The organism is Sutcliffiella horikoshii (assembly GCF_002157855.1).
GTDB lineage: Bacteria > Bacillota > Bacilli > Bacillales > Bacillaceae_I > Sutcliffiella_A > Sutcliffiella_A horikoshii_C.
The window spans coordinates 2119502-2142183 of record NZ_CP020880.1; the positions used below are offsets into that span (position 1 = coordinate 2119502).

The 22682-nt window shown below is 40.0% G+C and carries 23 protein-coding genes; 7 read left to right on the forward strand and 16 right to left on the reverse strand.

From position 1 onward, the window contains the following. Nucleotides 1–323 precede the first annotated feature (323 nt). The 3 genes from B4U37_RS10965 to cydS are packed head-to-tail and all read left to right on the forward strand — an operon-like array spanning nt 324 to nt 2796. Complete coding sequence (locus B4U37_RS10965) at nt 324–1655, forward strand: cytochrome ubiquinol oxidase subunit I (RefSeq protein ID WP_088020260.1); 1332 nt, start codon at nt 324–326, stop codon at nt 1653–1655. 12 nt (nt 1656–1667) lie between these two features. After that, complete coding sequence (locus B4U37_RS10970; protein ID WP_088018244.1) at nt 1668–2681, forward strand: cytochrome d ubiquinol oxidase subunit II; 1014 nt, start codon at nt 1668–1670, stop codon at nt 2679–2681. A gap of 13 nt (nt 2682–2694) precedes the next feature. Next, the gene (gene cydS / locus B4U37_RS22695; protein WP_392396758.1) at nt 2695–2796 is read left to right on the forward strand and encodes a cytochrome bd oxidase small subunit CydS family protein; all 102 of its coding nucleotides are present in this window, start codon (nt 2695–2697) and stop codon (nt 2794–2796) included. 71 nt (nt 2797–2867) lie between these two features. On the opposite strand, the gene B4U37_RS10975 is transcribed toward cydS, so the two are convergent. The 7 genes from B4U37_RS10975 to B4U37_RS11005 all read right to left on the reverse strand — a co-directional run bounded on the left by B4U37_RS10975 (nt 2868) and on the right by B4U37_RS11005 (nt 10545). Beyond that, on the reverse strand, nt 2868–4376 hold the full coding sequence (locus B4U37_RS10975; RefSeq protein WP_088018245.1) for a tripartite tricarboxylate transporter permease: 1509 nt from the start codon (nt 4374–4376) through the stop codon (nt 2868–2870). Nucleotides 4377–4388: 12 nt separating this feature from the next. Next, nucleotides 4389–4850, reverse strand: coding sequence for a tripartite tricarboxylate transporter TctB family protein (locus B4U37_RS10980; protein WP_088018246.1), 462 nt, complete (start codon nt 4848–4850; stop codon nt 4389–4391). A gap of 67 nt (nt 4851–4917) precedes the next feature. Next, entirely contained in the window at nt 4918–5931 is a 1014-nt protein-coding gene (locus tag B4U37_RS10985; protein WP_244951567.1) for a tripartite tricarboxylate transporter substrate binding protein, read from the reverse strand. A 186-nt stretch (nt 5932–6117) separates the two neighbouring features. Beyond that, nucleotides 6118–6726 (reverse strand): NUDIX hydrolase, encoded by a 609-nt coding sequence (locus B4U37_RS10990; RefSeq protein WP_088018247.1) that lies wholly within the window; start codon nt 6724–6726, stop codon nt 6118–6120. Between the two features lie 4 nt (nt 6727–6730). Then, on the reverse strand, nt 6731–7420 hold the full coding sequence (locus B4U37_RS10995; protein ID WP_088018248.1) for a response regulator: 690 nt from the start codon (nt 7418–7420) through the stop codon (nt 6731–6733). An 11-nt stretch (nt 7421–7431) separates the two neighbouring features. Beyond that, nucleotides 7432–9030, reverse strand: a complete 1599-nt coding sequence (locus tag B4U37_RS11000) for an ATP-binding protein (protein ID WP_088018249.1) — start codon at nt 9028–9030, stop codon at nt 7432–7434. 261 nt (nt 9031–9291) lie between these two features. Next, nucleotides 9292–10545 (reverse strand): YeeE/YedE family protein, encoded by a 1254-nt coding sequence (locus tag B4U37_RS11005; RefSeq protein WP_088018250.1) that lies wholly within the window; start codon nt 10543–10545, stop codon nt 9292–9294. Between the two features lie 232 nt (nt 10546–10777). On the opposite strand from B4U37_RS11005, the gene B4U37_RS11010 reads away from it, so the two are divergent. The 3 genes from B4U37_RS11010 (at nt 10778) to B4U37_RS21965 (ending at nt 12670) form a co-directional block, all read left to right on the forward strand. Then, the gene (locus tag B4U37_RS11010; protein WP_088018251.1) at nt 10778–11524 is read left to right on the forward strand and encodes a helix-turn-helix domain-containing protein; all 747 of its coding nucleotides are present in this window, start codon (nt 10778–10780) and stop codon (nt 11522–11524) included. Between the two features lie 25 nt (nt 11525–11549). Further along, nucleotides 11550–12422 (forward strand): DUF3307 domain-containing protein, encoded by an 873-nt coding sequence (locus B4U37_RS11015; protein WP_088018252.1) that lies wholly within the window; start codon nt 11550–11552, stop codon nt 12420–12422. A 107-nt stretch (nt 12423–12529) separates the two neighbouring features. Then, a complete protein-coding gene (locus B4U37_RS21965; RefSeq protein ID WP_010199616.1) occupies nt 12530–12670 on the forward strand; it encodes a hypothetical protein in 141 nt (46 codons plus the stop codon). A 74-nt stretch (nt 12671–12744) separates the two neighbouring features. On the opposite strand, the gene B4U37_RS11020 is transcribed toward B4U37_RS21965, so the two are convergent. From B4U37_RS11020 to B4U37_RS11035, 4 genes are all read right to left on the reverse strand, one after another. Continuing rightward, nucleotides 12745–13293 carry a cupin domain-containing protein gene (locus B4U37_RS11020; RefSeq protein ID WP_088018253.1) on the reverse strand — a complete coding sequence of 183 codons (549 nt, stop codon included), beginning with the start codon at nt 13291–13293 and terminating at the stop codon, nt 12745–12747. A gap of 136 nt (nt 13294–13429) precedes the next feature. Next, nucleotides 13430–14407, reverse strand: a complete 978-nt coding sequence (locus tag B4U37_RS11025) for a ring-cleaving dioxygenase (RefSeq protein WP_088020261.1) — start codon at nt 14405–14407, stop codon at nt 13430–13432. Between the two features lie 39 nt (nt 14408–14446). After that, the gene (locus tag B4U37_RS11030) at nt 14447–15463 is read right to left on the reverse strand and encodes a nuclease-related domain-containing protein (protein ID WP_088018254.1); all 1017 of its coding nucleotides are present in this window, start codon (nt 15461–15463) and stop codon (nt 14447–14449) included. 346 nt (nt 15464–15809) lie between these two features. Beyond that, on the reverse strand, nt 15810–16613 hold the full coding sequence (locus tag B4U37_RS11035) for an RDD family protein (RefSeq protein WP_088018255.1): 804 nt from the start codon (nt 16611–16613) through the stop codon (nt 15810–15812). A gap of 108 nt (nt 16614–16721) precedes the next feature. Between B4U37_RS11035 and B4U37_RS11040 the strand changes: the two genes are divergently transcribed. After that, entirely contained in the window at nt 16722–17684 is a 963-nt protein-coding gene (locus B4U37_RS11040; protein WP_088018256.1) for a stage II sporulation protein M, read from the forward strand. Here B4U37_RS11040 and B4U37_RS11045 read toward each other — a convergent pair. From B4U37_RS11045 to B4U37_RS11065, 5 genes are read right to left on the reverse strand one after another with little or no spacing between them, the layout of a single operon-like run. Continuing rightward, complete coding sequence (locus B4U37_RS11045) at nt 17676–19037, reverse strand: DUF58 domain-containing protein (RefSeq protein WP_088018257.1); 1362 nt, start codon at nt 19035–19037, stop codon at nt 17676–17678. The genes B4U37_RS11040 and B4U37_RS11045 overlap by 9 nt on opposite strands. Further along, entirely contained in the window at nt 18988–19917 is a 930-nt protein-coding gene (locus B4U37_RS11050; protein WP_088018258.1) for an AAA family ATPase, read from the reverse strand. The genes B4U37_RS11045 and B4U37_RS11050 overlap by 50 nt, the downstream gene beginning before the upstream one ends. After that, nucleotides 19914–21053 carry a DUF4350 domain-containing protein gene (locus B4U37_RS11055; RefSeq protein WP_088018259.1) on the reverse strand — a complete coding sequence of 380 codons (1140 nt, stop codon included), beginning with the start codon at nt 21051–21053 and terminating at the stop codon, nt 19914–19916. The genes B4U37_RS11050 and B4U37_RS11055 overlap by 4 nt, the downstream gene beginning before the upstream one ends. Nucleotides 21054–21071: 18 nt before the next feature. Further along, nucleotides 21072–21707, reverse strand: coding sequence for a DUF4129 domain-containing protein (locus B4U37_RS11060; RefSeq protein WP_088018260.1), 636 nt, complete (start codon nt 21705–21707; stop codon nt 21072–21074). A 34-nt stretch (nt 21708–21741) separates the two neighbouring features. Further along, the gene (locus B4U37_RS11065; protein ID WP_088018261.1) at nt 21742–22656 is read right to left on the reverse strand and encodes a hypothetical protein; all 915 of its coding nucleotides are present in this window, start codon (nt 22654–22656) and stop codon (nt 21742–21744) included. Nucleotides 22657–22682: the final 26 nt, after the last annotated feature.

Genomic DNA, 22682 nt, shown 5'->3' on the forward strand with positions numbered 1-22682 from the left:
ACCTTCTTCTACATATTTATACAACTTTCCGTTAGATTTTACTTTTTTTTCTAATATCTTTTGTTACTTAAAAAAGTAGGCGTTAGTTACTTAACCTCTCCTTCTCTTCATTATTTGTCACAAATTAGCCGAATCTTTGCCATAAAGATGTCATATTCAAGCGCTTTCCCCCTGTTTTGCTTCTTGGTTAAAGGGAATATACTAGAAAGAGAGTTTGCTTAGAGTTTATATTGTGAAGTATTGAGCAATCTATTGTATAATAAAAAATGAACCTAGAAGATTGTAATTTTGTTTTAAAAAGGAGTGGAGTATGGATGTTTGGAATGTTTGAATACGATCCGGTCTTTTTAAGCCGAATTCTTACTGGAATTACACTGGCTGTGCACGTCATTTTCGCCACGGTCGGTGTGGGAGTTCCACTTATGATAGCTTTGGCAGAATGGATGGGAATAAAGAGAAATGATGAACATTATCGCCTGCTTGCGAGAAGATGGGCACGCGGATTTGTTATAACCGTTGCGATTGGGGTAGTGACAGGGACCGCTATCGGTTTACAGTTGAGCTTACTTTGGCCGAACTTTATGCAGATGGCCGGCCATGTTATCAGTCTTCCATTGTTCATGGAAACCTTTGCGTTTTTCTTTGAAGCTATCTTCCTCGGCATCTACTTATATACTTGGGACCGATTTAAAAAGAAAATCTATCACTTTTTCATTTTGATTCCTGTAGCGCTCGGTGCAATGGCTTCAGGCTTTTTTATCACAACAGTGAACGGTTTTATGAATGCGCCAAGAGGATTTGACCTTGAAAACGGCGTATTGACCAATATCCGTCCTTTAGAAGCAATGTTCAATCCCGCAACCCCTACAAAGGTTGCTCACGTCTTATCTTCGGCATATTTAACAACAGCATTTGTTTTAGCAGCCATTGCAGCCTTTGCGATACTTAGAGGAAAAGACCATGTTTATCATAAAAAAGCATTGCACCTTACTATGACAGCAGCTGCAATCTTTGCAATATCTACTGCTATCATTGGTGATTTTTCAGGAAAGTATCTAGCAAAATATCAACCTGAAAAACTTGCCGCAGCAGAATGGCATTTTGAGACTTCAACGGAAGCTCCTTTAATATTGGGTGGAGTCCTTCAAGAAAATAATGAAGTGAAATATGCACTGGAAATTCCCTATGCCTTAAGCATTCTTGCTCACGGGACACCTGATGCAGAAGTGATTGGCTTAGAAGAGTTCCCTGAAGAGGAGCTCCCTCCATTAATCGTCCATTACTTCTTCGATTTAATGGTGGGGATAGGGATGTTCTTGGCGTTTGTATCTATTCTGTATGTCTTGTTTGCAAAAGTACGGAAATGGAACGAATGGAACAAACCTTTATTATGGGCGATCGTTGCAGGTGGACCGCTTTCCCTCTTGGCAATTGAGATGGGTTGGTTCTTTGCTGAACTTGGAAGGCAGCCTTGGTTGCTTGTAGGTTATATGACCGTGGAACAAGGTGCAACAACATCGGAGCATGTAGATTTAATGATTGTCCTTTTTGTTCTGCTTTACATCGTTCTTTGTACAACATGTGCCACAGTATTGCGGAAAATGTTTAAAAATAACCCGGTGGAGAAAGAGCTTCACGACAGAGGCATGGAGTAAGGGGGATGAAAAATGAGCTATGAAGTTATTGGGATTACTGTCTTATGGACATTTTTGTACGGTTATTTAATTGTAGCATCCATTGATTTTGGGGCTGGCTTCTTTAGTTATTATTCAACGATTACCAAGAAAAATCATCTAATCAACAAAGTGATTGTCCGTTACCTCTCTCCTGTTTGGGAGGTAACGAATGTGTTTCTCGTATTCTTCTTTATAGGAATTGTGGGCTTCTTCCCTTCTACCGCCTATTATTATGGAACAACACTTTTAATACCGGGAAGTATCGCGATTGTACTGTTGGCAATTCGTGGGTCTTACTATGCTTTCCATCATTATGGTGAGAAAGGAAACAACTTTTATCAAGCCTTATATGGAGCCACAGGCCTTTTAATTCCTGCTTCCCTTTCTGTTGTTCTTACTATTTCAGAGGGTGGATTCATTTATAAATATGAAGATTCCGTATGGTTGGATTATGGAGCTTTATTCACCAGTTTCTATTCTTGGGCAGTGGTCATCTTGGCTTTAGTAAGTGTACTTTACATCTCGGCTTACTTCCTGGCATATTACGCTAAAACAGCTCAAGACGAAAAGGCTTTTGATGTGTTAAGAAAATATGCCTTGAATTGGAGCCTGCCAACGATACTCGCCAGCGTTCTCGTATTCTTTGCTTTAAGCGATCATAACCCAGAACACTTCGATAAAATGTTGGAACTTTCCTGGATGTTCAGTCTTTCGTTCCTCTTTTTCCTTGGAGCGGTTTATCTGATGTGGAAAAAGAAACATCTTGGTGTAGCTTTTATCTTGGTAATGCTTCAGTTTGCAACGGCATTCTTCGGTTACGGGGCCTCTCATATGCCTTACCTTTTGTATCCATATTTGACGATCTATGATGGATTTACAAATGAGGCAATGGCTGTAGCGTTGATTACGGCATTCATTGCTGGGCTTTGCCTACTGATTCCTTCATTATATCTATTGATGCGCTTGTTCTTATTCGATAACAAGTACGTGCAAGGAAAAAAATAAGGAGGGTCATTCCATGGAAAACTTCTTGATTATGTATGCTGCACCATTGATAGTGGCTGCTGGCATCTTCGTTTTATTCCTTTGGGGAGCCAAGGGGAAGGAAAAATATAAATAAATTCAAGACAGCCCTGCCGATTGTATGGCGGGGCTGTTTTTGCCTAGATTAAAATGTAAAGAAGACTGCGTTTATACATCTAAGTTATTTTCGTCACTAACCACTGTCGGTTTCTTTTTAAGTAATGGAATGATTAGAGACAACAAAGCTACACCTATCAAAATAGCGGATATAGGACTATTTACAAAGACCAACCAGTCCCCATTTGAGATGGTTAGGGATTGACGCATCGCCTGCTCCATCATGCCGCCTAGAATGAACGCGAGGATAAATGGGGCTGCAGGAAAGGAAAATATTCTCATCAAAAACCCTGCTATTCCGAATAATAGCAATATATATAAATCAAAAGTATTGAAGCTTATGGCATAGACCCCGATAAGACTGAACATGATGACCAAGGAGATTAGCAAAGGCCTTGGAACCTTAAGCACTTTGGCTATATATGGGATAAGCGGAAGGTTCAATACCAATAAAAACACATTTCCTATATACATACTTGCAATAATTCCCCAGAACACTTCAGGATTATCCTGTACCAGTAAAGGGCCTGGCTGTACACCTAGAACAAGGAAGGCACCAAGAAGGACAGCGGTTGTACCCGATCCAGGAATACCTAAACTTAGGAGGGGAACAAAGGCCCCGCCTGTCGCCGCATTGTTGGCAGCTTCAGGTGCAGCAAGACCTTTTATCGATCCCTTCCCAAACTCTTCAGGCTTTTTGGCGATTCGCTTTTCTGTGACATACGCAATAAAAGATGCGATGGTCGCCCCTGCTCCAGGTAGAACACCTAGCAAAAAGCCTAGAAACGATTGCCTCGTAACTGGTCCCTTCATTTCATGGACATCTTCTCTGGATAGCTTCAGACTGCCAATGTTTCCACTCATTCCCCCTGAGCTGTCCTTACGATTGAAGATCAATATACAAACTTCTGCCAGTGCGAATAAACCAAGAGCTATTACAAGAAAGTCAATTCCTTCGAGGAGGTTGATGTTCCCGAAAGTAAAGCGCTGTGTTCCCGTTTGAGCATCTATACCGATCGTTACGGCCATGAAACCTAACACAGCGGAAATCATAGCTTTTATTGTGGACCCATCAGACAGACTTGAAATGGCTGTCAGTCCCATCAGCATCAAAGCAAAATACTCAGTAGGACCGAACACGACAGCGACTGAAGCTAATAAAGGAGTAAAAAGCATCAACAAAATTACACTGATAGTACCTCCTGTGAAGGAAGCGATGGCAGCAATGGCCAAAGCTTTTCCTGCCTTCCCCTGTTGCGCCATGGGATATCCATCAAATGCGGTTGCAACAGTACCCGATATTCCAGGTGCATTTAATAAAATGGAGGATGAAGACCCTCCAAATACTGCCCCGTAATAGACCCCGGCCATCATGACCAATGCCAACGCCGGGTCCATACTATAGGTCACAGGAATCATGATGGCAATCGCACTGATTGGTCCTAGACCCGGCATCATCCCAATAAAGGTTCCGATAAATACCCCTAAAAATACAAATAAAATACCTTCTATACTAAATGCGACTTGAAATCCAGAAAAGAGACCTTCCATAGAACCCATCTCTCACACCTCCTAAAATGGTAACACTCCTGGTGGTAAATGAATAAGGAGCAAGTAATTGAAAAGTAAATATAAGAGCAACGAAAAAATGATTGCCACTAAGGCACTTACTTTATATTTTTTATATCCAAGAAATGATGAACAAGTAAAAACAAATGCTGCTGTCATAATGACAAAACCTATTATTTCAAGTAAAAAAATATAGATTAAAATAAATCCCGCAACCCCAAGCAGGACGTAAAGTTCCTTCTTAGGGATCGTTCTTTTTTGTTTTTCTTGTTCGGTTTCCTCTTTCTTCTGAACGAAAAGTAAAATGGACAATAATAATAGTAAGAAACCTAATCCTTTTGGTACCACATCCGCATCGACTAACGCATATGGGTAACTGGGGATCTGGTAGCTTAAAAACAGGTATGCTCCTGCAAAGAGGGTTAGTGCCAATCCAAGTTTACGATTTATCGGTCTTAGTATCATATAACTCCCCACCTATCCATAGGGACCGCTCCCTCTTTATGGAGGGTAGCGGGTCACCTATTAATCTCTAATTTCCAAGTCCCAATTCTTCCAATAGCGCTTGCATTTCTTCATTCTCTTTTTTTAGAAATTCCTGATATTCCTCCCCTGTCATGAAAAGCTCATTCCAGCCGTATTTCTTTCTGATTTCATCCCAGGCAGCTGATTCGTTTAATTTTGAGAACTTATCTTCGTAATAGGCAACGGCCGCATCATCCATGTTGGATGGGCCAAAAAATCCTCTCCAGTTTACAAAGGTTTCATCTATTCCCTGTTCCTTGGCAGTTGGAAAATCAGAAAGGACCTCCCCCTCTAGACGCTCTTCAGCTGTTATGCCTAAAACCTTGATTTTCCCTGCTTTCACCTGCTCCACTGTTTCTGCAGTCCCAGCTGAATAGACATCTACACTTCCGTTAAGCAATGCCGTCAATGTTCCACCCTCTTGTTCGGATACATACTTGACCTTCGTGATGTCCACGCCTGCTGCTTTAGCAATTTTGACAAATTGTATATGATCCATGCTCCCAGGAGAAGATACACCGATTACAGTGATACTTGCTGGATCTTCTTTCATGTCTTCAAATAACTCGTTTAAATTATCCCACTTGGCATCAGCCCTTACGGCAAAAGCACCGTAATCCGCGATAACATTTGCCAGCGGAGTGAAATCTTTATACGTATTTTCAGATTGTCCATTAAGAGGGACTAGTAATAATGGTGGAGAAGAAACGAACAGATGGTGTGGATCTGCCTCTTTCTTCGCGATGTATGACCATGCAACTGCCCCGCCGCCACCTGGTTTATTGACAACTGGCATTCTCTTATCAATCAATTCCTCTTGCTCAAATGTTTGAGCAACCATCCTGGCAGTTGTATCCCATCCCCCTCCTGCGCCGGCTGGTGCGACCATTTCTATTGGTTTCTGAGGAGACCAGGTTCCATCTGCACTTGTTCCCCCTTGTGAGCTGGAGCAAGCTGCTGTCAAGGATAATAACACTGTTAATCCCATTGCACTTGCTTTGTTTTTCCACTTCATTTTCATCTAAATACTCCCCTTTGCTTATGTCTTGTATGTAATTGTAAAGAAAATTCTTATAAATGTAACCGTTTACAAAATAAGCGATATAAAAGATTTATTGGTTATTTTGTTCATTTTGTTCACGAGACGGTTGGCAAATTTTCAAAAAAAAGAGGCAGTCCTTAGGAATTTCCTATTAGGACGACCTCATCATTTTGTTAATGCAGCCAATGTTTCCTTGTAAAAAGTATCGCTGTGTGGAACAAACGTTTTTTTATCCACTCTTATAGTAACCTTGCTTCTTTCGCCGTCAGCAATTTCCTTTATCCCTTCCATAACGACATATGTCTTATTTTCAAACCATAGTTGGTAAAAGTCTTCTAAAGGAACCATAAAAATCCCGCTAACCTCTGCTGATTGCAGTGTAAAAGACTCAAATGGTATGTACCTCTTTAACAGAAAAACATTGGCATGCTCTCTATCGATAAAACCTTCTAATTCTTTTTCGTAAGGGATGACACCCAGGTAAGACAGTTCCTCCAGGGCAACTTTGATTCCTATTTCCTCTTCTACCTCTCGGATTCCATCTTCCACGTTTTCATGTGATAACAGATGTCCTGCCGCGGTGATATCCAATAAGCCTGGATAATCCTTTTTGTCCTTGCTTCTCAGTTGAAAATAAAGGTATTCTTTCCCGTCTATCATAGCCTTTATCCAGCAGTGAAAAGTCTCGTGCCAATGTCCCTTAAGATGTACTTCCTCTCTTGATGCAGTTCCCAAGTATTTTCTATCTTTGTTGAAGATCTTTAATTGTTCCATGGTCTCATTTTCCTATCCGATAGTATTTTCTTTCAGGTCTGCCTACCATGCCATATTCTAACGAAGCTTTTGCTTTTTCAAGAGAAATCAAGTACTCAAGATACCGCCTTGCTGTCGTCCTAGATGCTCCCATCCGTTCGCCCATTTGCTCGGCTGTCCATCCTCCTTGGTAATCGCTAGCTAGGAGTCCTTCCACTTTTTCCAATGTTAATTGGTCAATGCCTTTAGGATGAGAATCATTCGGTTTTTCTTTTTCCTTCAACCCATTTTTATGTAAAAACTCATCTATTACTGCTTGATTATAAGAATCATGATCTTGTATGAAAGCCTTTCTCTCAAGATATGTTTTTATTGCCTGCTGAAACCTATCAAACGTTACGGGTTTGATTAAGTAATCAACCACTCCATACTTCAAAGCCGCTTCTACCACTTCTTTTTCCGTTGCTGCAGTTATCATGATGATGTCCACCTCGGGGAATTTCTCGCGGATAAGCGGTAGCAGAGAAACTCCGCATTCATCCGGCATGTAATTATCCATTAGGATAAGATCGGTTTCGCCTTTTGCAAGGTGATCCATCGTTTGCGAAGCATTTAGAGCTTTATTTACAGCCCTTACTCCTTCAACCTTTTCTAAAAATTGCTCATGAATGCTCGCAACCCGAAAATCATCTTCTGCTATCGCAACGTTTATCATTTCTGTCACCCCTATAGGTAGTTTTTAGGGAGGTATACGGTGAACACCGTGGTATTGACCGGGGTTCTTTGTACTTCTACCGTTCCTTCTAGCTGTTCGACCTCCTTCTTCACAATAGCAAGGCCGAATCCCCTTGGCTGATCAGCTTGTTTGGTAGTATATCCCTTCCTGAAAATCAAATCTATTGTTCCAACTGGAAAACCTGGTCCATTATCACTTATTTCCAAAATTAAATCGTTTCCATAGTCAATAGCGGAAAAAGATACCATTCCATCCTCTTTTTCCTCTACTGCATCCAACGCATTATCTAGCAAATTACCAATAATGGCCACTAAACTAGAAAACTTTATATTAGAAGGTAAAACCTGGACTGAACTTTCCTCATCAAGTTGGAGAAGTTTCTTCCTTTCTGATGCGACAGCAAGCTTCCCAAGCAAGATGGCCTGAAGTTTTTCATCCTTTATCTTTTCAAATATGATATCATTTTGTGCCTGATTAATCCTATACTCTTTCTGGATCCAGTCTAAAGCTTCTTGAAATTTCCCTAACTCTAGCATTCCTGATATGACATAAAGCTTGTTTGTGAATTCATGGGTCTGAGCTCGCAACTCCTCCGAATATTTCTTTACTTCTGCCAGAGTGTGAAGCAACTTTTTCATATCTGTTTTGTCCCGAAAGCTGGATACTACTCCTACCACGGTTTCTTTTTCTTTTATAGGAATCCTGTTTACGATAATGTCTTTATCAGATAAATAGATTTCTTTGTTCTCTTGTGCGTGCCCTGTTCGAGCGACTTCCATAATATCGGTATCAGGTACGATGTCTGTGATTTGTTTATGTAACAATTCTTTTTCCCGCAGGTCTAAAATATCAAGAGCTGAAGGGTTAACCATCGTAATGTTCCCATTAGAATCAACGGCAATGATTCCTTCCTTGACGGATTCCAGGATGGCATTTCTTTCCCTGTACAAGGAAGCGATTTCATGGGGTTCCAGATCAAGAATATCTTTTCGAATGTTCCTGGCTAGCAAATATCCTCCCACCACTCCGATATTTATTGTCAACAGAGCAATCAACGATATTTCAGCCAATTTTTCTTCCATCCGGCTTTTTAAATTTTCCATGAGAAAACCGACCGATACAACCCCAATAACCATTCCATCCTCTGAAACAATAGGCGCTTTCCCTCTGATTGATAAACCTAGTGAACCTGTCGCTTCGGATATATAAGCTTTTCCATCTTCCAAAGCCCTTATATTATCTCCCCCTACCATCTGTTTTCCGATTTTATCGAAATCAGGATGCGTATAGCGAAGTCCTTGATTATTCCCAATCACCACAAATTGAGCGTCTATCTCCTGCTGAATTTTTAATGTCAATGGCTGGAGCGTTGTACTTGGATTTTTCGATCCCATTGCTTCTTGTACCTCTGGCATGTAAGAAATCGTCTTAGCTATTTGGAGAGCTCGCTTACCGGTATTCGCTTTAAGCTCTTTCATCTCTAAGTAAAAAAACACACCGCATATTAATACTATAATGCCGATAAGTAACGTCACAATGAGGATGATTAGCTTTGTTTGCAGCCGTAAGGGCTTTTTATTTAGTCTCATTCAGATCACCCCTCGAGTTCCTATTATTTTATAATAATTGAATTTATTATTCTATGAATTTTGATATTTAGTGTTTGGGAAATAATTTCTTGCGATAAACCACTTAAGTTTTAGTGGAATAATAACGGATTTAAGTGGTTTGTTTTTATCATTCTTCTAGAATAATAACGTTTTCACTATAAGAAAACTTTTTCAATATTATTTCCCGCTCCTTTTTTTACGCAAAAAAAAGCGACCCGTTTATCGAGTCGCTTATAATCGTTAACAAACTGAATCTGTGGGCTTAGGGTTCTTTAAGCCGAATAATGGTCTAATAAATAAAGCCAGTAGTGTCCCAAGTATAGCCATTACCATCCATACCCAACCGTGTAAACTGAAGGATGCGATTCCTCCAAAGTATGCTCCAATATTACAACCAAAGGCAAGTCTCGCACCGTAGCCCATTAATAAACCACCAATAATGGAAGCCCCTGCAATGCCAGGTTTGATTTTCCTGGGTTTAAAAGTACCTTGTGCACTTGCTGCAATAAATGCTCCTAAAATGATTCCAAAGTTCATCACACTAGTGGAATCAGCCAGGACCGACTGAGTTAAAGCTTCTCCGTTTGCTCCGGTAAAATATCCCCAACTGGAAACATCTATACCTACCAACATTAATGCCTTCCCTCCCCAAAGGGCGAATGCAGAAGTAATGCCCCAAGGGTTTCCTCGTACTGCCAATGTAAGGGCGTTTAGAAGTGCCAAAATGATAGCAGCCGCAAATAATGGCCAAGAACCTCGAAGCACCTTTTTCCAACCTGTTGTGGTCGCCAACGGTTTCATACTTGGCGGGTTTTTTCGCTTAGCTATTTGGACTGTTATCCAATAAATGCCCGCAAATAGTGCCATCTGAACCGCCCAGCCGCCAAAGAACCCAAGCCCAGTCGATTCCGCAATGGAAATTGGCGGAAGTGCCGGCGTATCTTCCATCCAAAACGTAAAGTGGTAAGCGCCAATGACAGATCCAACGATGAACGATATTAGTGTCAGGATCATTGATGAGGAACCTCCTCCGACCGAGTAAAGTGTTCCAGATGCGCAACCACTTCCGAGCTGCATCCCAATACCAAACATGAATGCACCGACTAATACACTAATCCCTACAGGTGATACATACCCTGTTGGTGTACTACCAGTAAAACTGAAGCCAGTACTTAAAATGATGGCAAACAGTGTAGTTGCGACTGCCAGCATCACCATGTGCGCCTGCAGCCCCTGTACATTACCTACAGACATCAAGCGCCGGAAAGCAGACGTGAAGCCAAATCGTGCATGCAGTAGTGTTACACCTAGCGCCAAGCCAATCATATATAAAGTCCCTTGAATCAAATCTGTTGTGGCGACAATGATTATTAAAAGTATAATGCTTGCTAGTACGCCAATCGTTAAGAAAGGTTTTTGAATCGGATTCAATTTCGCAACAATAGTGGTTGGTTGCCTTTCAGGTTGAAAAGTATTATAAGTTGTTTCTGCCAATTCAATCACACCTTTTCATATTGTTTTTATCGGGATTATTTGTTGTTCACATGATAACTTCTTTGCATCCTCTTGTAAACCTTTCTGCTTGTATTCTATATTTCTCTAAAAGTTTGACTTTTTCATCTACTTATCTATAATTCGATTAATCTATCGAAATCTATGTAAGTTGATTATTTAGTCGAATTGGATTAAACTAATGTGGTATTCTTTTTGGAAGGAGTGAGAAAAGATGAAGCACCCAATTTCCATTTTTATGATGGATGTGACAAACTCATCAAAGAATTGGGATGAAATAACGTCTTATTTAGGAGAAATGGAAGGCTTTGTGAAAAGATGGACGAGAGGCCTGCCCCACGCACAAGTTAAACACCGACTGGGAGATGAAATTGTCGGGCTTTTTGATCATTACTCTACCGCATATACAGTGGCATATTATATTAGCCAAATTTGGAAATACAAAGAACAGCCTCCATACTTCGGAATTACTTTTGGAACAGTTGATACCAGCTTACAGCAAATTGATTTAGATAAATGGAATCATCCGTTAATGCGTCAGGCAAGGCTCGCTAATGAAAAAATAAAGCACTCTTCCCAGCGTTCATCCATGTTGTTGCTCCCAGGTGAGGAATCTATGGAAAACTCGTCTTTAGAAATGGCCAATTTGCTCCTATCCTATCAGCATAAATTCATGAGTGAACAAACGTCCTTGCAACAATTAATATCCAGGTTGTATGCCGTCCTTGATGAGCAAAAAGCCATAGCAAGGCTAGTAAATAAGTCGCCTTCTACGATCTCGAGTCACTATAAGAAAGGGAATTGTGAGATAATATTAAATACCTTATACACACTCCAAGAAACCTTGGACAAGTTAGAAGCAAACAGCTTTGGAAACCAACCGCATAATATTACGAAAGAGTTAACCCAAACCATTAAAAATGAGCTTCATAAAAATATCGATGCGATCATTTCTATATGAATATATATAGCAAGGAGCGTTTGAAATGATAATTCTTTCCCTTATCTTAGGCCATTTAATTGCCGATTTTTATTTTCAGACAGAGCACATGGTGAAGGAAAAACGGAAGTTCTTAAAGCTCCATTTATTTCATCATGCGGCTGTCATGTTTATTACTCTCCTCCTCATTTATTTCTATCAAGGAAACGATTTTTTTATAGAGGTGTTGGGCCCAACCATTCTCTTAGTCGTGGTCCACGGCGTCTTAGACTATCTGAAGATTACCTTACAGAAAAAAACAGATAAATTAATACAGAAAAACGCCTGGAATCTTGGACTATTTATCGTAGATCAACTATTGCATATGATTACTATATTGGCAGTATGCTATTTTACTTTACAGGTAGATTTACAGGCTATGATTGATACTATTTTATTACTACTTAACTTAAAAGAAGGCATACGACCAGAGCTTGGTTTGTTGGAAGGTCTCTTATTTCTAATAATTATGTTGATACTATGTACAACTGTGACAGGCCACCTAATAAGAATTATGCTTGGTTCCCTCACTAAACATATTTCCCTTTTTGAAGGCAAATACACTTTAAAAGATCTTGCCATCAGTCCCAATAGTGAAAAAAACATGTCAGAAGAATATACATATATGGTGATGAAACACCAAGACCTTTCAAGAGGAAAAGTAATCGGCTATCTGGAACGTCTATTGGTGGTGGCTTTAATATTGATGGGTTCTTTTTCTGCAGTTGGATTTATTGTCGCAGCCAAGTCCCTTACACGATTCAAACAGATGGATGACCGCGATTGGGCGGAGTATTTTTTACTGGGGACACTAACTTCCTTTCTTTTTGCGATCATTTACGGCGTATTATTAAAAATAGTATTCTTCGGTTCTTACTAGCAGATTAATTTCGGGATTAATAGATTCGAAAAAAATAATAGAAAGAAGGTATATACCCTGTCCGATTCTATCATCTCTCATAAGATAGAAACAAAGGGGGTGACAACATGTTGCGTTATTACCGTTATGTCACAAGATTAGGTGAAAACCTGATCGAAGAGGGCGAAGATTACTTGGAAAGACGAATTCAACTGGCCAAGAGAGTGATCAAAAGAGTAGCCCGCCGCTTGGATGATTTGAATGACTGATAATATTCAGCCCTTCAGATGATGTTCAGATTTGCATGGAAAACAGCACCTACATTTTAGGTGCTGCTTTCACGTTACATATATTCTTCAGCAGCTTCCGCATCTGCTTTTGTAGGATGAACCGTACCAAAAGGATGATTTGGCGGCGCGTAAATAGAGTAAAGTTTCAGTGGAACATTTCCAGTGTTGGTCAAGTTATGCCAAGTACCGGCAGGAATCACGATCGCATAGTCGTCTGAAACCATTTTCTCAAACGTAAATTCATTTTTATTTTTCCCCATTTGAATGATTCCCTGCCCTTGTTCCAAACGCAGGAACTGATCAACATCTGGATGCATTTCTAATCCAATATCTTCACCAGGGTTTAAGCTCATTAACGTAATCTGAAACTGTGACCCCGTCCATAATGCAGTGCGGAAATTATTGTTTTGCAAAGTGGCTTCATTAATATCTTCTGCAAATGGATTTGGTCCATAGTCCTTTAATTCGATTGCTCTTAAGTTGTTTTGCAAGTAATAAGTATTATTCGTGTTTGGATATGGCCAGTAACTGTTTCTCATATAGTTGTAAGCATATGGATTCACAGTATAAGGATATGGATAATTATTTGGAGGATAATACATTCTTTCATCTCCTTTTAGATTTCATTAAATTATCCTATTCATTTTGGGTGGGAATGTACGTTGTATGGGTTGGTTTATTTTCGAAAGAAATAAAGAAGCCTATTTCCTCATTAAAGAAATAGGCTGTAAAAAGTGGTTACTCTTTTTTAAAGTCTACTGTACTTCTTACAGTATCAATAGGTCTGACAAGCTTTTCAATTTGGTCGCGTTTTGGTTCAAGGAACGGAGGCAAAGAAAGTTTCTCTCCTAGTGTTTCATATGGCTCATCCCCCATAAAACCAGGACCATCCGTTGCAAACTCAAACAGGATCTGCGGGGCAACGCGTGCGTACAAGGATTCAAAGAAGTAACGGTCCACATGTCCTGATGTGTTAAAACCAAACCCTTTCAATCTTGCATCCCACTCATCGATAACTGAGCGGTCCTCTACGCGGAACGCAGCATGATGCACGGTCCCGAATCCTTGTTGGGCTTGAGGAAGTGTATCATTATGTTCTACAACTAGGCGGGCCCCGTTGCCTCCTTCTCCTACCTCAAATAAATGTGTTTTTCCGTCTTGAGCAATTTCTTTAAATAGCAGAACTTTTTCCAGAACTTCTTTAAAGAAATCAAAATTTGCTACACGAATGTGGAGAGGTCCTAATCCTGTGATTGCATATTCCAGAGGGATCGGCCCCTTCTGCCATGGCGTGCCCGGTTCCACTCCTGTGTTATTTTCGTCAGAAACTAGTTGGTACTGTTGGTCATCAAAATCTACAAATGAAAGTGTCTTTGTCCCAAACTGATCCTTGATGCCGTCATGCTTTACGTTTAAGCGGTCAAAACGATCTGCCCAATATGTTAATGCCTTGTCAGACGGCACTCGGAAGCCGGTCTGGAAAATTTCATTTGTTCCGTGACTGCCTTTTGGAATGCCTGGGAAATCAAAGAATGTCATATCTGTACCAGGACTCCCCGTATCATCCGCAAAAAACAGGTGATACGTTTGGATGTCGTCCTGATTAACCGTTTTCTTAACAAGCCTCATACCGAGTACATATGTGAAAAATTCATAGTTCTTTTCCGCGCTGCTGGTTATCGCTGTTACGTGATGAATCCCTTTTAATCCGTTTATCATAAGGATCTCCCCTTTGGTTATATGTTCTTATTTTAATTATCTTGAATTCGAGATAATTATATCGTGGTTGGATGGAGATGTCAAATTAATGAGTGGATACAGGATGTAATTTATAGATCTGGTGTTTCCAATCGTTTGAAGTTCCATGGAAGTTAGGATCCTTTTCATCACATTAGTGGATGGTATGCGTAAGTATTCTCTAGCCTCTTTATTGGAGATGGTCTCACTAAATAACAAACAATAATCTTTTAAAGCTGGGATATGCGCGTTTTTTGATTTATGATTACACTTAAGACAATACCAATAAGAATGAGTCCTTTTCATCGGGAAAGCCAGGCAGGTTGAACATTGCGCACCTAGTAAAAGTTCTATTGGGTTTATGTTTAGCTGTTTTAAAGTGAGGGTGGCTTTACCTTTATGATGTTTAATAATGATGCGGGTTAGTTTTTGAATTTCTTTAGCGGAAAGAATCTGTTTATTGGAGATTGCTTGTTGTTGTTCCATTTTTGTCGGAAGAAAATGACCGTGAATGACCTTCTGGTTTGTGGATTTATCTCCAGGATCGACTTGAATCATGCATGACGGATTAGAGATAACTACGAAAGAAGTAAGTGGAATTGTGGGAAAGTTGAACTGTTCCAACCACTGCTTCAGGAGCCTCTCTTGATTACTGACCTGTATGATGGGACACTGATAATATTTCACATTGCCCATATAGGTCTGGGTCAGCTGATTAAATTTCCTGTCAAAATGAATGGTCCCACCCATATTCTTCACTTCCAATAGGGCTATGAAGTTATTGGTTAGGAGTAAGGTGTCGATATGAAAGTTTTGATTCTGGTATTGTATACTGACGGAATGGAGAATTTGGTAGTCTTGATCAGGAAGGATGCTTAAGGGATAGTCAATCGCAGTTTCACCTTTATAGCCTTTTATTTGTTTGGCCATCAATTCTTTTACTCGCGGCATTGAAGGATGATTTTCTTCGAGGCGCCTCTCTATAGCCTGTAAAAATAATAGATTAACAGGAAAATCTCTATCTTTTACTATCATTTGTAACCTCCTAAGCTAATTTGTTAGTAAATTATACTACTTGCACTTGCGAATGTCTCTTGAAAATGAGCGGGTTTTTGAAATCGGGCGATAATTTCAATTTACGGGCGATTTTCAGAAAATACGGGCGAAAATGCAGAGGAATCGGGCGATTTTTAAGATTTACGGGCGATAATACAACTTTACGGGCGAAAATCGCATACAATCGGGCGAATCCTAATAATAGGTAAAATCTGGACACTCGTCCCCCTCCTGCTGATTCGCCCTAAAAGTTAAAGCGTCAAACCGTTAAAGCGTCAAAGCGTCATTTCGCCGGTCGATCCAAAGGCAATCGGCCCGAGTCAAACTACAACTCATACTCCCACTCGTCCTTCATCTGCAAATAAAGCACCAGTAACATATCCTCCAGCTCATCGTAATGTTTACTGGAAGCATCAAGACCGATTTTCGGAAACAAAATGTCTGCCATCTTACGGGTTAAAACGATGCGGTCATCCGTTGATAAAGAATCCAGGCGCTCAGCGTATGTCTTCAAAAGCTTCCACTCTTTAGCACCAAGGGATTTCAAAGCCCATTCTTCTACCAGACCACCTTCCGCTTTGAGACCTTTTTCTGCAATAAGTTTGTCTAGCTTGGAAAGTTTCTTTTTCTTCTTCCCTCTCCTTTCATGGACAACAATGGTACCTGCTACAAGGTCGCCTAATCGTTTATGTTTGGAATGGAAGAAAATCATCAACATCCCAACTAGATAGTTCGCAGGTAACATATCAATGATTCGCAGAAAGTTGCGGATTAAGCTGGAAAGCAAGGTGATGCTGTGGCCATTTTCTTGAATGACACGAATTCCAAGCATCTTCTTGCCAACTGTTCTACCTCCTGTAAAATATTCAAGCAAGAAGTAATAGCTCCAATTCAACAAAAACATCAATATGATGACTCCAGCAAACATATAAGAGGGCATGTCTGTTTCAACATAATCAAATAAGCTTGCATTCAATCCGAAGATTAGCGCTATGACAACTAGAATATTAATAATAACCAACAATAGCGTATCGAGAATAAAGGCTGCTGCACGGCTGCCTAAACCTGCAGCATGAAACTGCAACGATACATATTCGGGAGTCTTTATGTCCACTTGTTCTGTCTGCAAGATGATCCCCACTTTCTATGGATAAATTTTACTTTAAGGTGTTTCTATTTATCTATAATATTACTATAATAAAGTAGATAGACGAAAATGAGACACGAGGTGAAGAAAATGAAAGTCAAACAATTTATAAAGCAGCATCGTGATCAGTGGAAGGAGCTAGAAAAACTAGTATCCGATTTACATAAACGAAAGAATATTACTGGGAAGAACCTCGAGCGGTTCCACAGTCTCTACCAAAAGGCCGCGCAGCACCTTTCTTATAGCCAGACTTATTTTCCAGATGAAGAAGTTACCTCCTACTTAAATGCTCTAGTTTCAAAATCTCATAATCTCTTATACAAAGATCAAATTACAAGTTGGAAGCAAGCGAGCGATTTTTTCGGTCACAAGTTTATTGGACTCCTTTATGAACAATGGAAGTTTGTCGTGGTGGCTATGCTGCTCTTTACGATAGGCGGACTTGGAAGTTATTTTGCCGTCCTGTCTGATCCCCTTTATTTGTACTCCGTTCTTCCGGGGGACATGGCACAAAACTTTGATCCGGAAAAATTAGGTGAAAGTGACGGAATGGTGGATGCCCCTGTAATGTCTGCGAGTATATTGACCAATAATATTCAGGTTGCCATACTTGCCTTCGCCGGCGGAATTACCTTTGGACTGTTGACTGTCTATGTATTGATTTACAATGGAATTATTGTAGGAGCGATTGCTGCATTGTTTTGGCACTACGATATGACATATGAGTTCTGGGCTTATATTGTTCCACACGGGATGATTGAACTGACAGCGATTTTCATAGCCGGCGGCGCTGGATTATTAATGGGGTACAAGCTTTTTGTACCGGGTGAATATTCTAGGGGCTATCAGTTGAAGGTCAATGCCAAACGATCTGTGCAATTATTACTTGGAACGATTCCGTTGTTTATTATAGCAGGGATAATTGAAGGATTCATCACCCCTGCCGATATATCGCTGGAAGCTAAGTATCTGGTTGCCGGTTTGACCGTTATTGCCTTACTACTTTATGTTGCTTTAGGCAGTCTTAAACTTCGTAAAGTCCAGTTACAATAATCCTCTGTTCATGGTATCGATATAATGGGATACAGCGGTTGTTGCAAGCCGTTCCTCACGGGCCTCTATCATCAGGAGGCCTTGTTTTTCCCATTTTGCCTTTTCTCGTTTCTTTGTTAACAGTTGTTGCTGCGCGACCCCTTTGATCATCGTTTCTTCTAAGGAAGTAACGGGGTTTGCTGCTCTTTTCCGCAATATCTCGTCTTCTACCCCGATCATGAAAAAGAGATGTCTTTGCCTTACTCGCTTAAGGTAGACTAGGGCGCTTTCCTCATGCAAAAATGTTTTAACATCACTGAATAAAAGGATAAGGCTTCGCTTCTTTTGTACAAGCTGTAAGTATTGAAATACTTCCGCGTAGTTTGATTCTGCAGCATCAACTTGAACGTTATAAATGGTTTTCAAGATTGTTTGTAAATGAGCCATTCCTTTTGCGGGCGGGATATATGCTTTTACACTTTTAGAAAAAGCAAGTACCGCAACATAATCCCCTTTTTGCAAAGCGGCTGCAGCAACAGTCAATGCTGCTTCTAATGACCTCTCCAGACGGTTCCCCTTTTTAAGTTCTGCCCCCATCATTCTTCCACAATCAATGAGTATCGTAATGTATTTACCGTGCTCTGGTTCATACTCATTTGTCATGACTTCCTGTAATTTGGCCGTTTGACGCCAATTTATCTTTCTTGGATCATCCCCGACCACGTAAGAACGTATTTTAGAAAACTCCCCAACACCACTCTTCTGCTTTCGAATGGTAACTCCTTCATGAAGCAGAAATTTTTGGGCGTTCTCTAAGTACTGTTTCGTTTCCGTCATATCAGGAATTACTTTTATCGTATCTTTCTCATCAAATGCCATTTGCTTTTGCCAGAGGCCTATACGACTTTGATATCGTAAATATAGCTTTAAGACCTGATACTCACCTCTTACAGGTGCGGTAGTATAGTAGGTGAATTGCTTTCTAGAGTTTTTCTCCACTATTCCGGTAAAAGGGAAAGGTCGAGAAAAGGACTGTGGTATTCCATCTTTTATTTCCGCTTTCATGTCATGTTCTGTTGGGTTTTCCACGACAATATGGACAGGATATTCTAACCCCCGTTCCAAATCCCCGGGAATACTTCTCGTCATTCTGAGTCTTTTTTTACTTGGGGTAAGTACAAGGTCCACCAAGCTGAAAAGAAAAAAGAACACATTTATCAGTAAGACAACCGGCCAAGAAATGGTTACAAAAAAGCTCAATACAATAAAACTCAAAGAAATGAAAGATAGTAATAGTACTAGTCTAGTAGTTGGTAAAATCCCTTTATCTCGGAACAGGAATCGACCCCACAAGTTCTTCAATGATTTGTTCAACAGTCGTTCCCTCCAATTCCATATGAGGAGATAATTGAATCCGGTGTCGAAGAGCAGGTTTGGTCACCATTTTAATATCATCAGGGGTTACATAATTACGGTTGCTCAAGTAAGCCCAGGCCTGTGCAGCTTTTCCAATAGAGATCCCAGCACGCGTGCTCGCCCCGAATCGGATGGAATCTGATTCGCGTGTTTTACGGACAATTTGCATCAGGTAATTCAGAATGCTTTCACTTAAGGTAACTTTTTGAATTTCTTCTCGAATGCTTAGGAATGTTTCCATGTCTAACACAGGCTCAACATCAGTGTGAGTAAATTTGTTTTCCATTACTTGTTTTAGCACTGCCGTTTCTTCTTCAAGGCTTGGAAAATCAATATGTAACTTGAAAAGAAAGCGATCTTGCTGTGCTTCTGGAAGCGGGTATGTTCCTTCGAATTCTATTGGGTTCTGAGTGGCAACAACAAAAAATACATCCTCTAAAGGAAACGTTTCCCCATGAATGGTAACTTGTTTCTCTTCCATTGCCTCAAGGAGTGCCGCTTGTGTTTTTGCAGGGGTACGATTTATTTCATCTGCAAGTAGAATGTTAGTGAAAATTGGTCCCTTTAAGGTTTCAAATGCGCCTTCTTTCATATTATAAATGGAACTTCCTGTTATATCACTTGGCAGTAAATCAGGAGTAAACTGAATGCGATTGAATTTACCTCCTAATAGGCTGGCAAGAGTTCTTACCATTTGGGTTTTTCCCGTGCCGGGCACTCCCTCCAATAAAACGTGCCCGCCTGCTAGAACGGAAGAAAGTAAGAGTTTCAAATTCAAGTGTTGACCTAGTATTCTTTCCTCGTATTTTTCTAGAAGAGATGTTAATTCTACTTTCATCCCTCTTCCACCTCTTTCCTTAAAGTATCAAGCTTATTTGACCATTCTAGATATTCTTGTTTAGTAATTTTCTCTTTACCTAATACTTGTGTTAATTGATGAATAAATAAGTCTATTTTGCCGTTTTCCTTTGTTTTCCATCTTTTGTGCAGGTAGACTGCACAATCTTTCCAATCTCTGTTGTATGGAATGCCCCATCTTTCTTGCAGCAAGTGCTTAAGGTATTCCGCCTGTATAGTCAGAGAATCCCGATAGGCATTTCCTTTCAAGTGCCAAGCGGCTAAAGCTCGAAGACTTTCATCACTAAATCGGACTGTTTCCCGACGGGGCTGTATGATAGGACCAAATCTTTTTCCTTGTTTCCAAAGCAATAGGATCGCGATTAATACTCCCTGGAAGAGTAACAATAAAAACCAGTCCTGGTAAACAGCCAAGAAAGAGGACCCGGTATCTCCGTGGTTGTATTCATCAAAAAGAATCGCTGTTTCATTGTTTAACCCATCTTGCTGTATTAAGCCAAGAACAAGTGGAAGGTGATCCTTTTTTAATATATCTTGATTTGTTAGCCAATTAGGCGCCAGTGCTACGATAAGTGTCCCATTTCCATACTTCCGCTGAACGGCTATATCCCCGAGCTGATCGGAAAGAAGTACTTCATCTTCCTCTCCCGGCTCTAACCTCACAGGAGAATAAATGTCCCCTACAAGGTTGGTTTGACTGTAATCTTTAATGCTTTGCTCCGGAAACATGGATTCCACAAATGACGTTCGAATATCAAAAAAACCTTTTGGATTATTTTTTAATAAAATGATGGTGTTGCCTTGTTCCATAAAGTCAATATATACTGACATCTCTTTTGAATCAGGAGTAAAATATGGTTCTACCATCAACAATACTTGCCTACCTTGTAATTCAGGAAGTAAGGTAGGGGGCTGTTCCCACCTTCTAACCATTTCCAATTCGTTATCCAAGTAGGTATAGAAAGCTTTTAACCCGTTTGGTGAAGGAGACTTTGAATCGTAAGGTGAGAATTCCTGTGGCTTTTGCGATAGAACGAAGAAGGAGCAGATGGTAAAAAGAACGACAAGAACTCCAAACAATATCCACCCTTTTTTCTTAGCAGTATTTACTTTCAAGTCCCACCCTCCTTCCTTCTATATTTCTTGCTGTGCATCATTTAACCACTTTAGTGCAATATCTCTAAAGGATAGATAATCGTCTTTTTCTATTTTTTGCTTACCATATGTGGCACGATCGAACAATAAAGCAAAATCGAAGAAAAACTGTGCCAGCTCTTTTTGTTCTCTTCTTAACTCATCATAATACTCCCAATTCGTTTTCCAAATTTTCGCTTCCAGCCATTGCCGTTCATGGAAGTTCAGAAGTAAGCCAAGAAAAAGATGCCTTGTAGCAAGAGAAAAATCTCCCACTTCTTCAAATTTTTTCGCCTCATTCACATGTTGCTGAAATGACCATTCTAACTCCACACCAGATTGAAAAGGCTTGTTTTTCTTGTTCCGTCCAAAAGGGTTATTTTTTGCAAGGTATGTGATTACGAAAGCACCTAATATTACGATTACTAGGATGATGACAAGAATCATTATGTTACCAGCTGTTCCGCTTGTATTTTCCATGGATGGGAAGAGTCGGGAAAGTAAATCTGCCAGCCATGCTTTAAATTCATCCCACCAAATTTGCAAGGTGTTTCTTGTATCAGCATAGTATACTTGATATTCTTGTTGGTCCAGGATTTCCTCTAGTTGTTCTCTTGCTTCTGGTTCTGTAAGCACGATTTATCACCTGCCCTTGTCTAAGGAATCGGGTTTATCTAATATGGTAATCATCAATCAGGTCTCTCAAATCATCAGCATCATGACGAACCTTCAAGTCCAAATACATAACAGCGTATCCGACTGCCATAATGAGGGTAGTAAAAAGAGTGGAAAAACCGACTATTAATCCAAGAAGAACACTGTTTCCAAGAAACGCAGAAACAGACATTTCAATGGCTACACCTATGGACGTTGTAATTAAAAAGAAAATGATATACAGTCCTATCAATTTAAATGTTCTACCTTTGGAAAGTCTCCAACTTCTTGTTAACCCAGGAGAGTTTTTGTCCAATACTACTGAGCCGAAGAAGAAACTCCATCTTGTAAGAAGAAAGGCACCGATAAGGAACAAACTGATCGTTAACACGATAGTGACGATAACCCCTGCTATTATATCTATAGAGAAAAATATAATGGGAATAAGTACGCCTAAGAGTATAAACCCAAATAGGATACTAAAAGCTATGATAACGTATAACAGAGAAGAACCAATCAACGGGAAAAAGCGCCCAAACGCCTGTTTGACTATCGTACTAGCGGTAAACTCTCGATTATGTTTAATATGATTTACACCAAATAAAATCGCAGCTTGAGCGACAGGATATGTAAACAAGACCAATAGGGATACAAAAAGTGTTCCAATGTCCGCTGCAAGGTTACTAGATAAAGATGCTTCTTCCGTTAATTCCATATTTCTCATCATCTCTTCATACCAAGCTCCACCGCCGCCTTCTTGTCTGAAAAAACTTTTTCCAGTAGCCAATTCAATGATTGCTTGCAAAATGTAGATTGGTCCAACTAACAGTAATAAGATAATGAAGAAATCTTTAAACTTGTATTTACTGATTTTAAACGTCTGATCAAGAATTTCTCCGAATCCTTTTGGTTTATTAAGGTTATTGTTCATGTCTATTCCTCCCTAAAACTATTCCA

Excerpts from the sequence above, each read along its gene's own strand:
- B4U37_RS10965 (WP_088020260.1), top strand. The coding sequence starts at position 324 with ATGTTTGAATACGATCCGGTCTTTTTAAGCCGAATTCTTACTGGAATT.
- B4U37_RS10970 (WP_088018244.1), top strand. The coding sequence starts at position 1,668 with ATGAGCTATGAAGTTATTGGGATTACTGTCTTATGGACATTTTTGTAC.
- cydS (WP_392396758.1), top strand. The coding sequence starts at position 2,695 with ATGGAAAACTTCTTGATTATGTATGCTGCACCATTGATAGTGGCTGCT.
- B4U37_RS10975 (WP_088018245.1), bottom strand. The coding sequence starts at position 4,376 with ATGGGTTCTATGGAAGGTCTCTTTTCTGGATTTCAAGTCGCATTTAGT.
- B4U37_RS10980 (WP_088018246.1), bottom strand. The coding sequence starts at position 4,850 with ATGATACTAAGACCGATAAATCGTAAACTTGGATTGGCACTAACCCTC.
- B4U37_RS10985 (WP_244951567.1), bottom strand. The coding sequence starts at position 5,931 with ATGAAAATGAAGTGGAAAAACAAAGCAAGTGCAATGGGATTAACAGTG.
- B4U37_RS10990 (WP_088018247.1), bottom strand. The coding sequence starts at position 6,726 with ATGGAACAATTAAAGATCTTCAACAAAGATAGAAAATACTTGGGAACT.
- B4U37_RS10995 (WP_088018248.1), bottom strand. The coding sequence starts at position 7,420 with ATGATAAACGTTGCGATAGCAGAAGATGATTTTCGGGTTGCGAGCATT.
- B4U37_RS11000 (WP_088018249.1), bottom strand. The coding sequence starts at position 9,030 with ATGAGACTAAATAAAAAGCCCTTACGGCTGCAAACAAAGCTAATCATC.
- B4U37_RS11010 (WP_088018251.1), top strand. The coding sequence starts at position 10,778 with ATGAAGCACCCAATTTCCATTTTTATGATGGATGTGACAAACTCATCA.
- B4U37_RS11015 (WP_088018252.1), top strand. The coding sequence starts at position 11,550 with ATGATAATTCTTTCCCTTATCTTAGGCCATTTAATTGCCGATTTTTAT.
- B4U37_RS21965 (WP_010199616.1), top strand. The coding sequence starts at position 12,530 with ATGTTGCGTTATTACCGTTATGTCACAAGATTAGGTGAAAACCTGATC.
- B4U37_RS11020 (WP_088018253.1), bottom strand. The coding sequence starts at position 13,293 with ATGTATTATCCTCCAAATAATTATCCATATCCTTATACTGTGAATCCA.
- B4U37_RS11030 (WP_088018254.1), bottom strand. The coding sequence starts at position 15,463 with ATGATAGTAAAAGATAGAGATTTTCCTGTTAATCTATTATTTTTACAG.
- B4U37_RS11040 (WP_088018256.1), top strand. The coding sequence starts at position 16,722 with ATGAAAGTCAAACAATTTATAAAGCAGCATCGTGATCAGTGGAAGGAG.
- B4U37_RS11050 (WP_088018258.1), bottom strand. The coding sequence starts at position 19,917 with ATGAAAGTAGAATTAACATCTCTTCTAGAAAAATACGAGGAAAGAATA.
- B4U37_RS11065 (WP_088018261.1), bottom strand. The coding sequence starts at position 22,656 with ATGAACAATAACCTTAATAAACCAAAAGGATTCGGAGAAATTCTTGAT.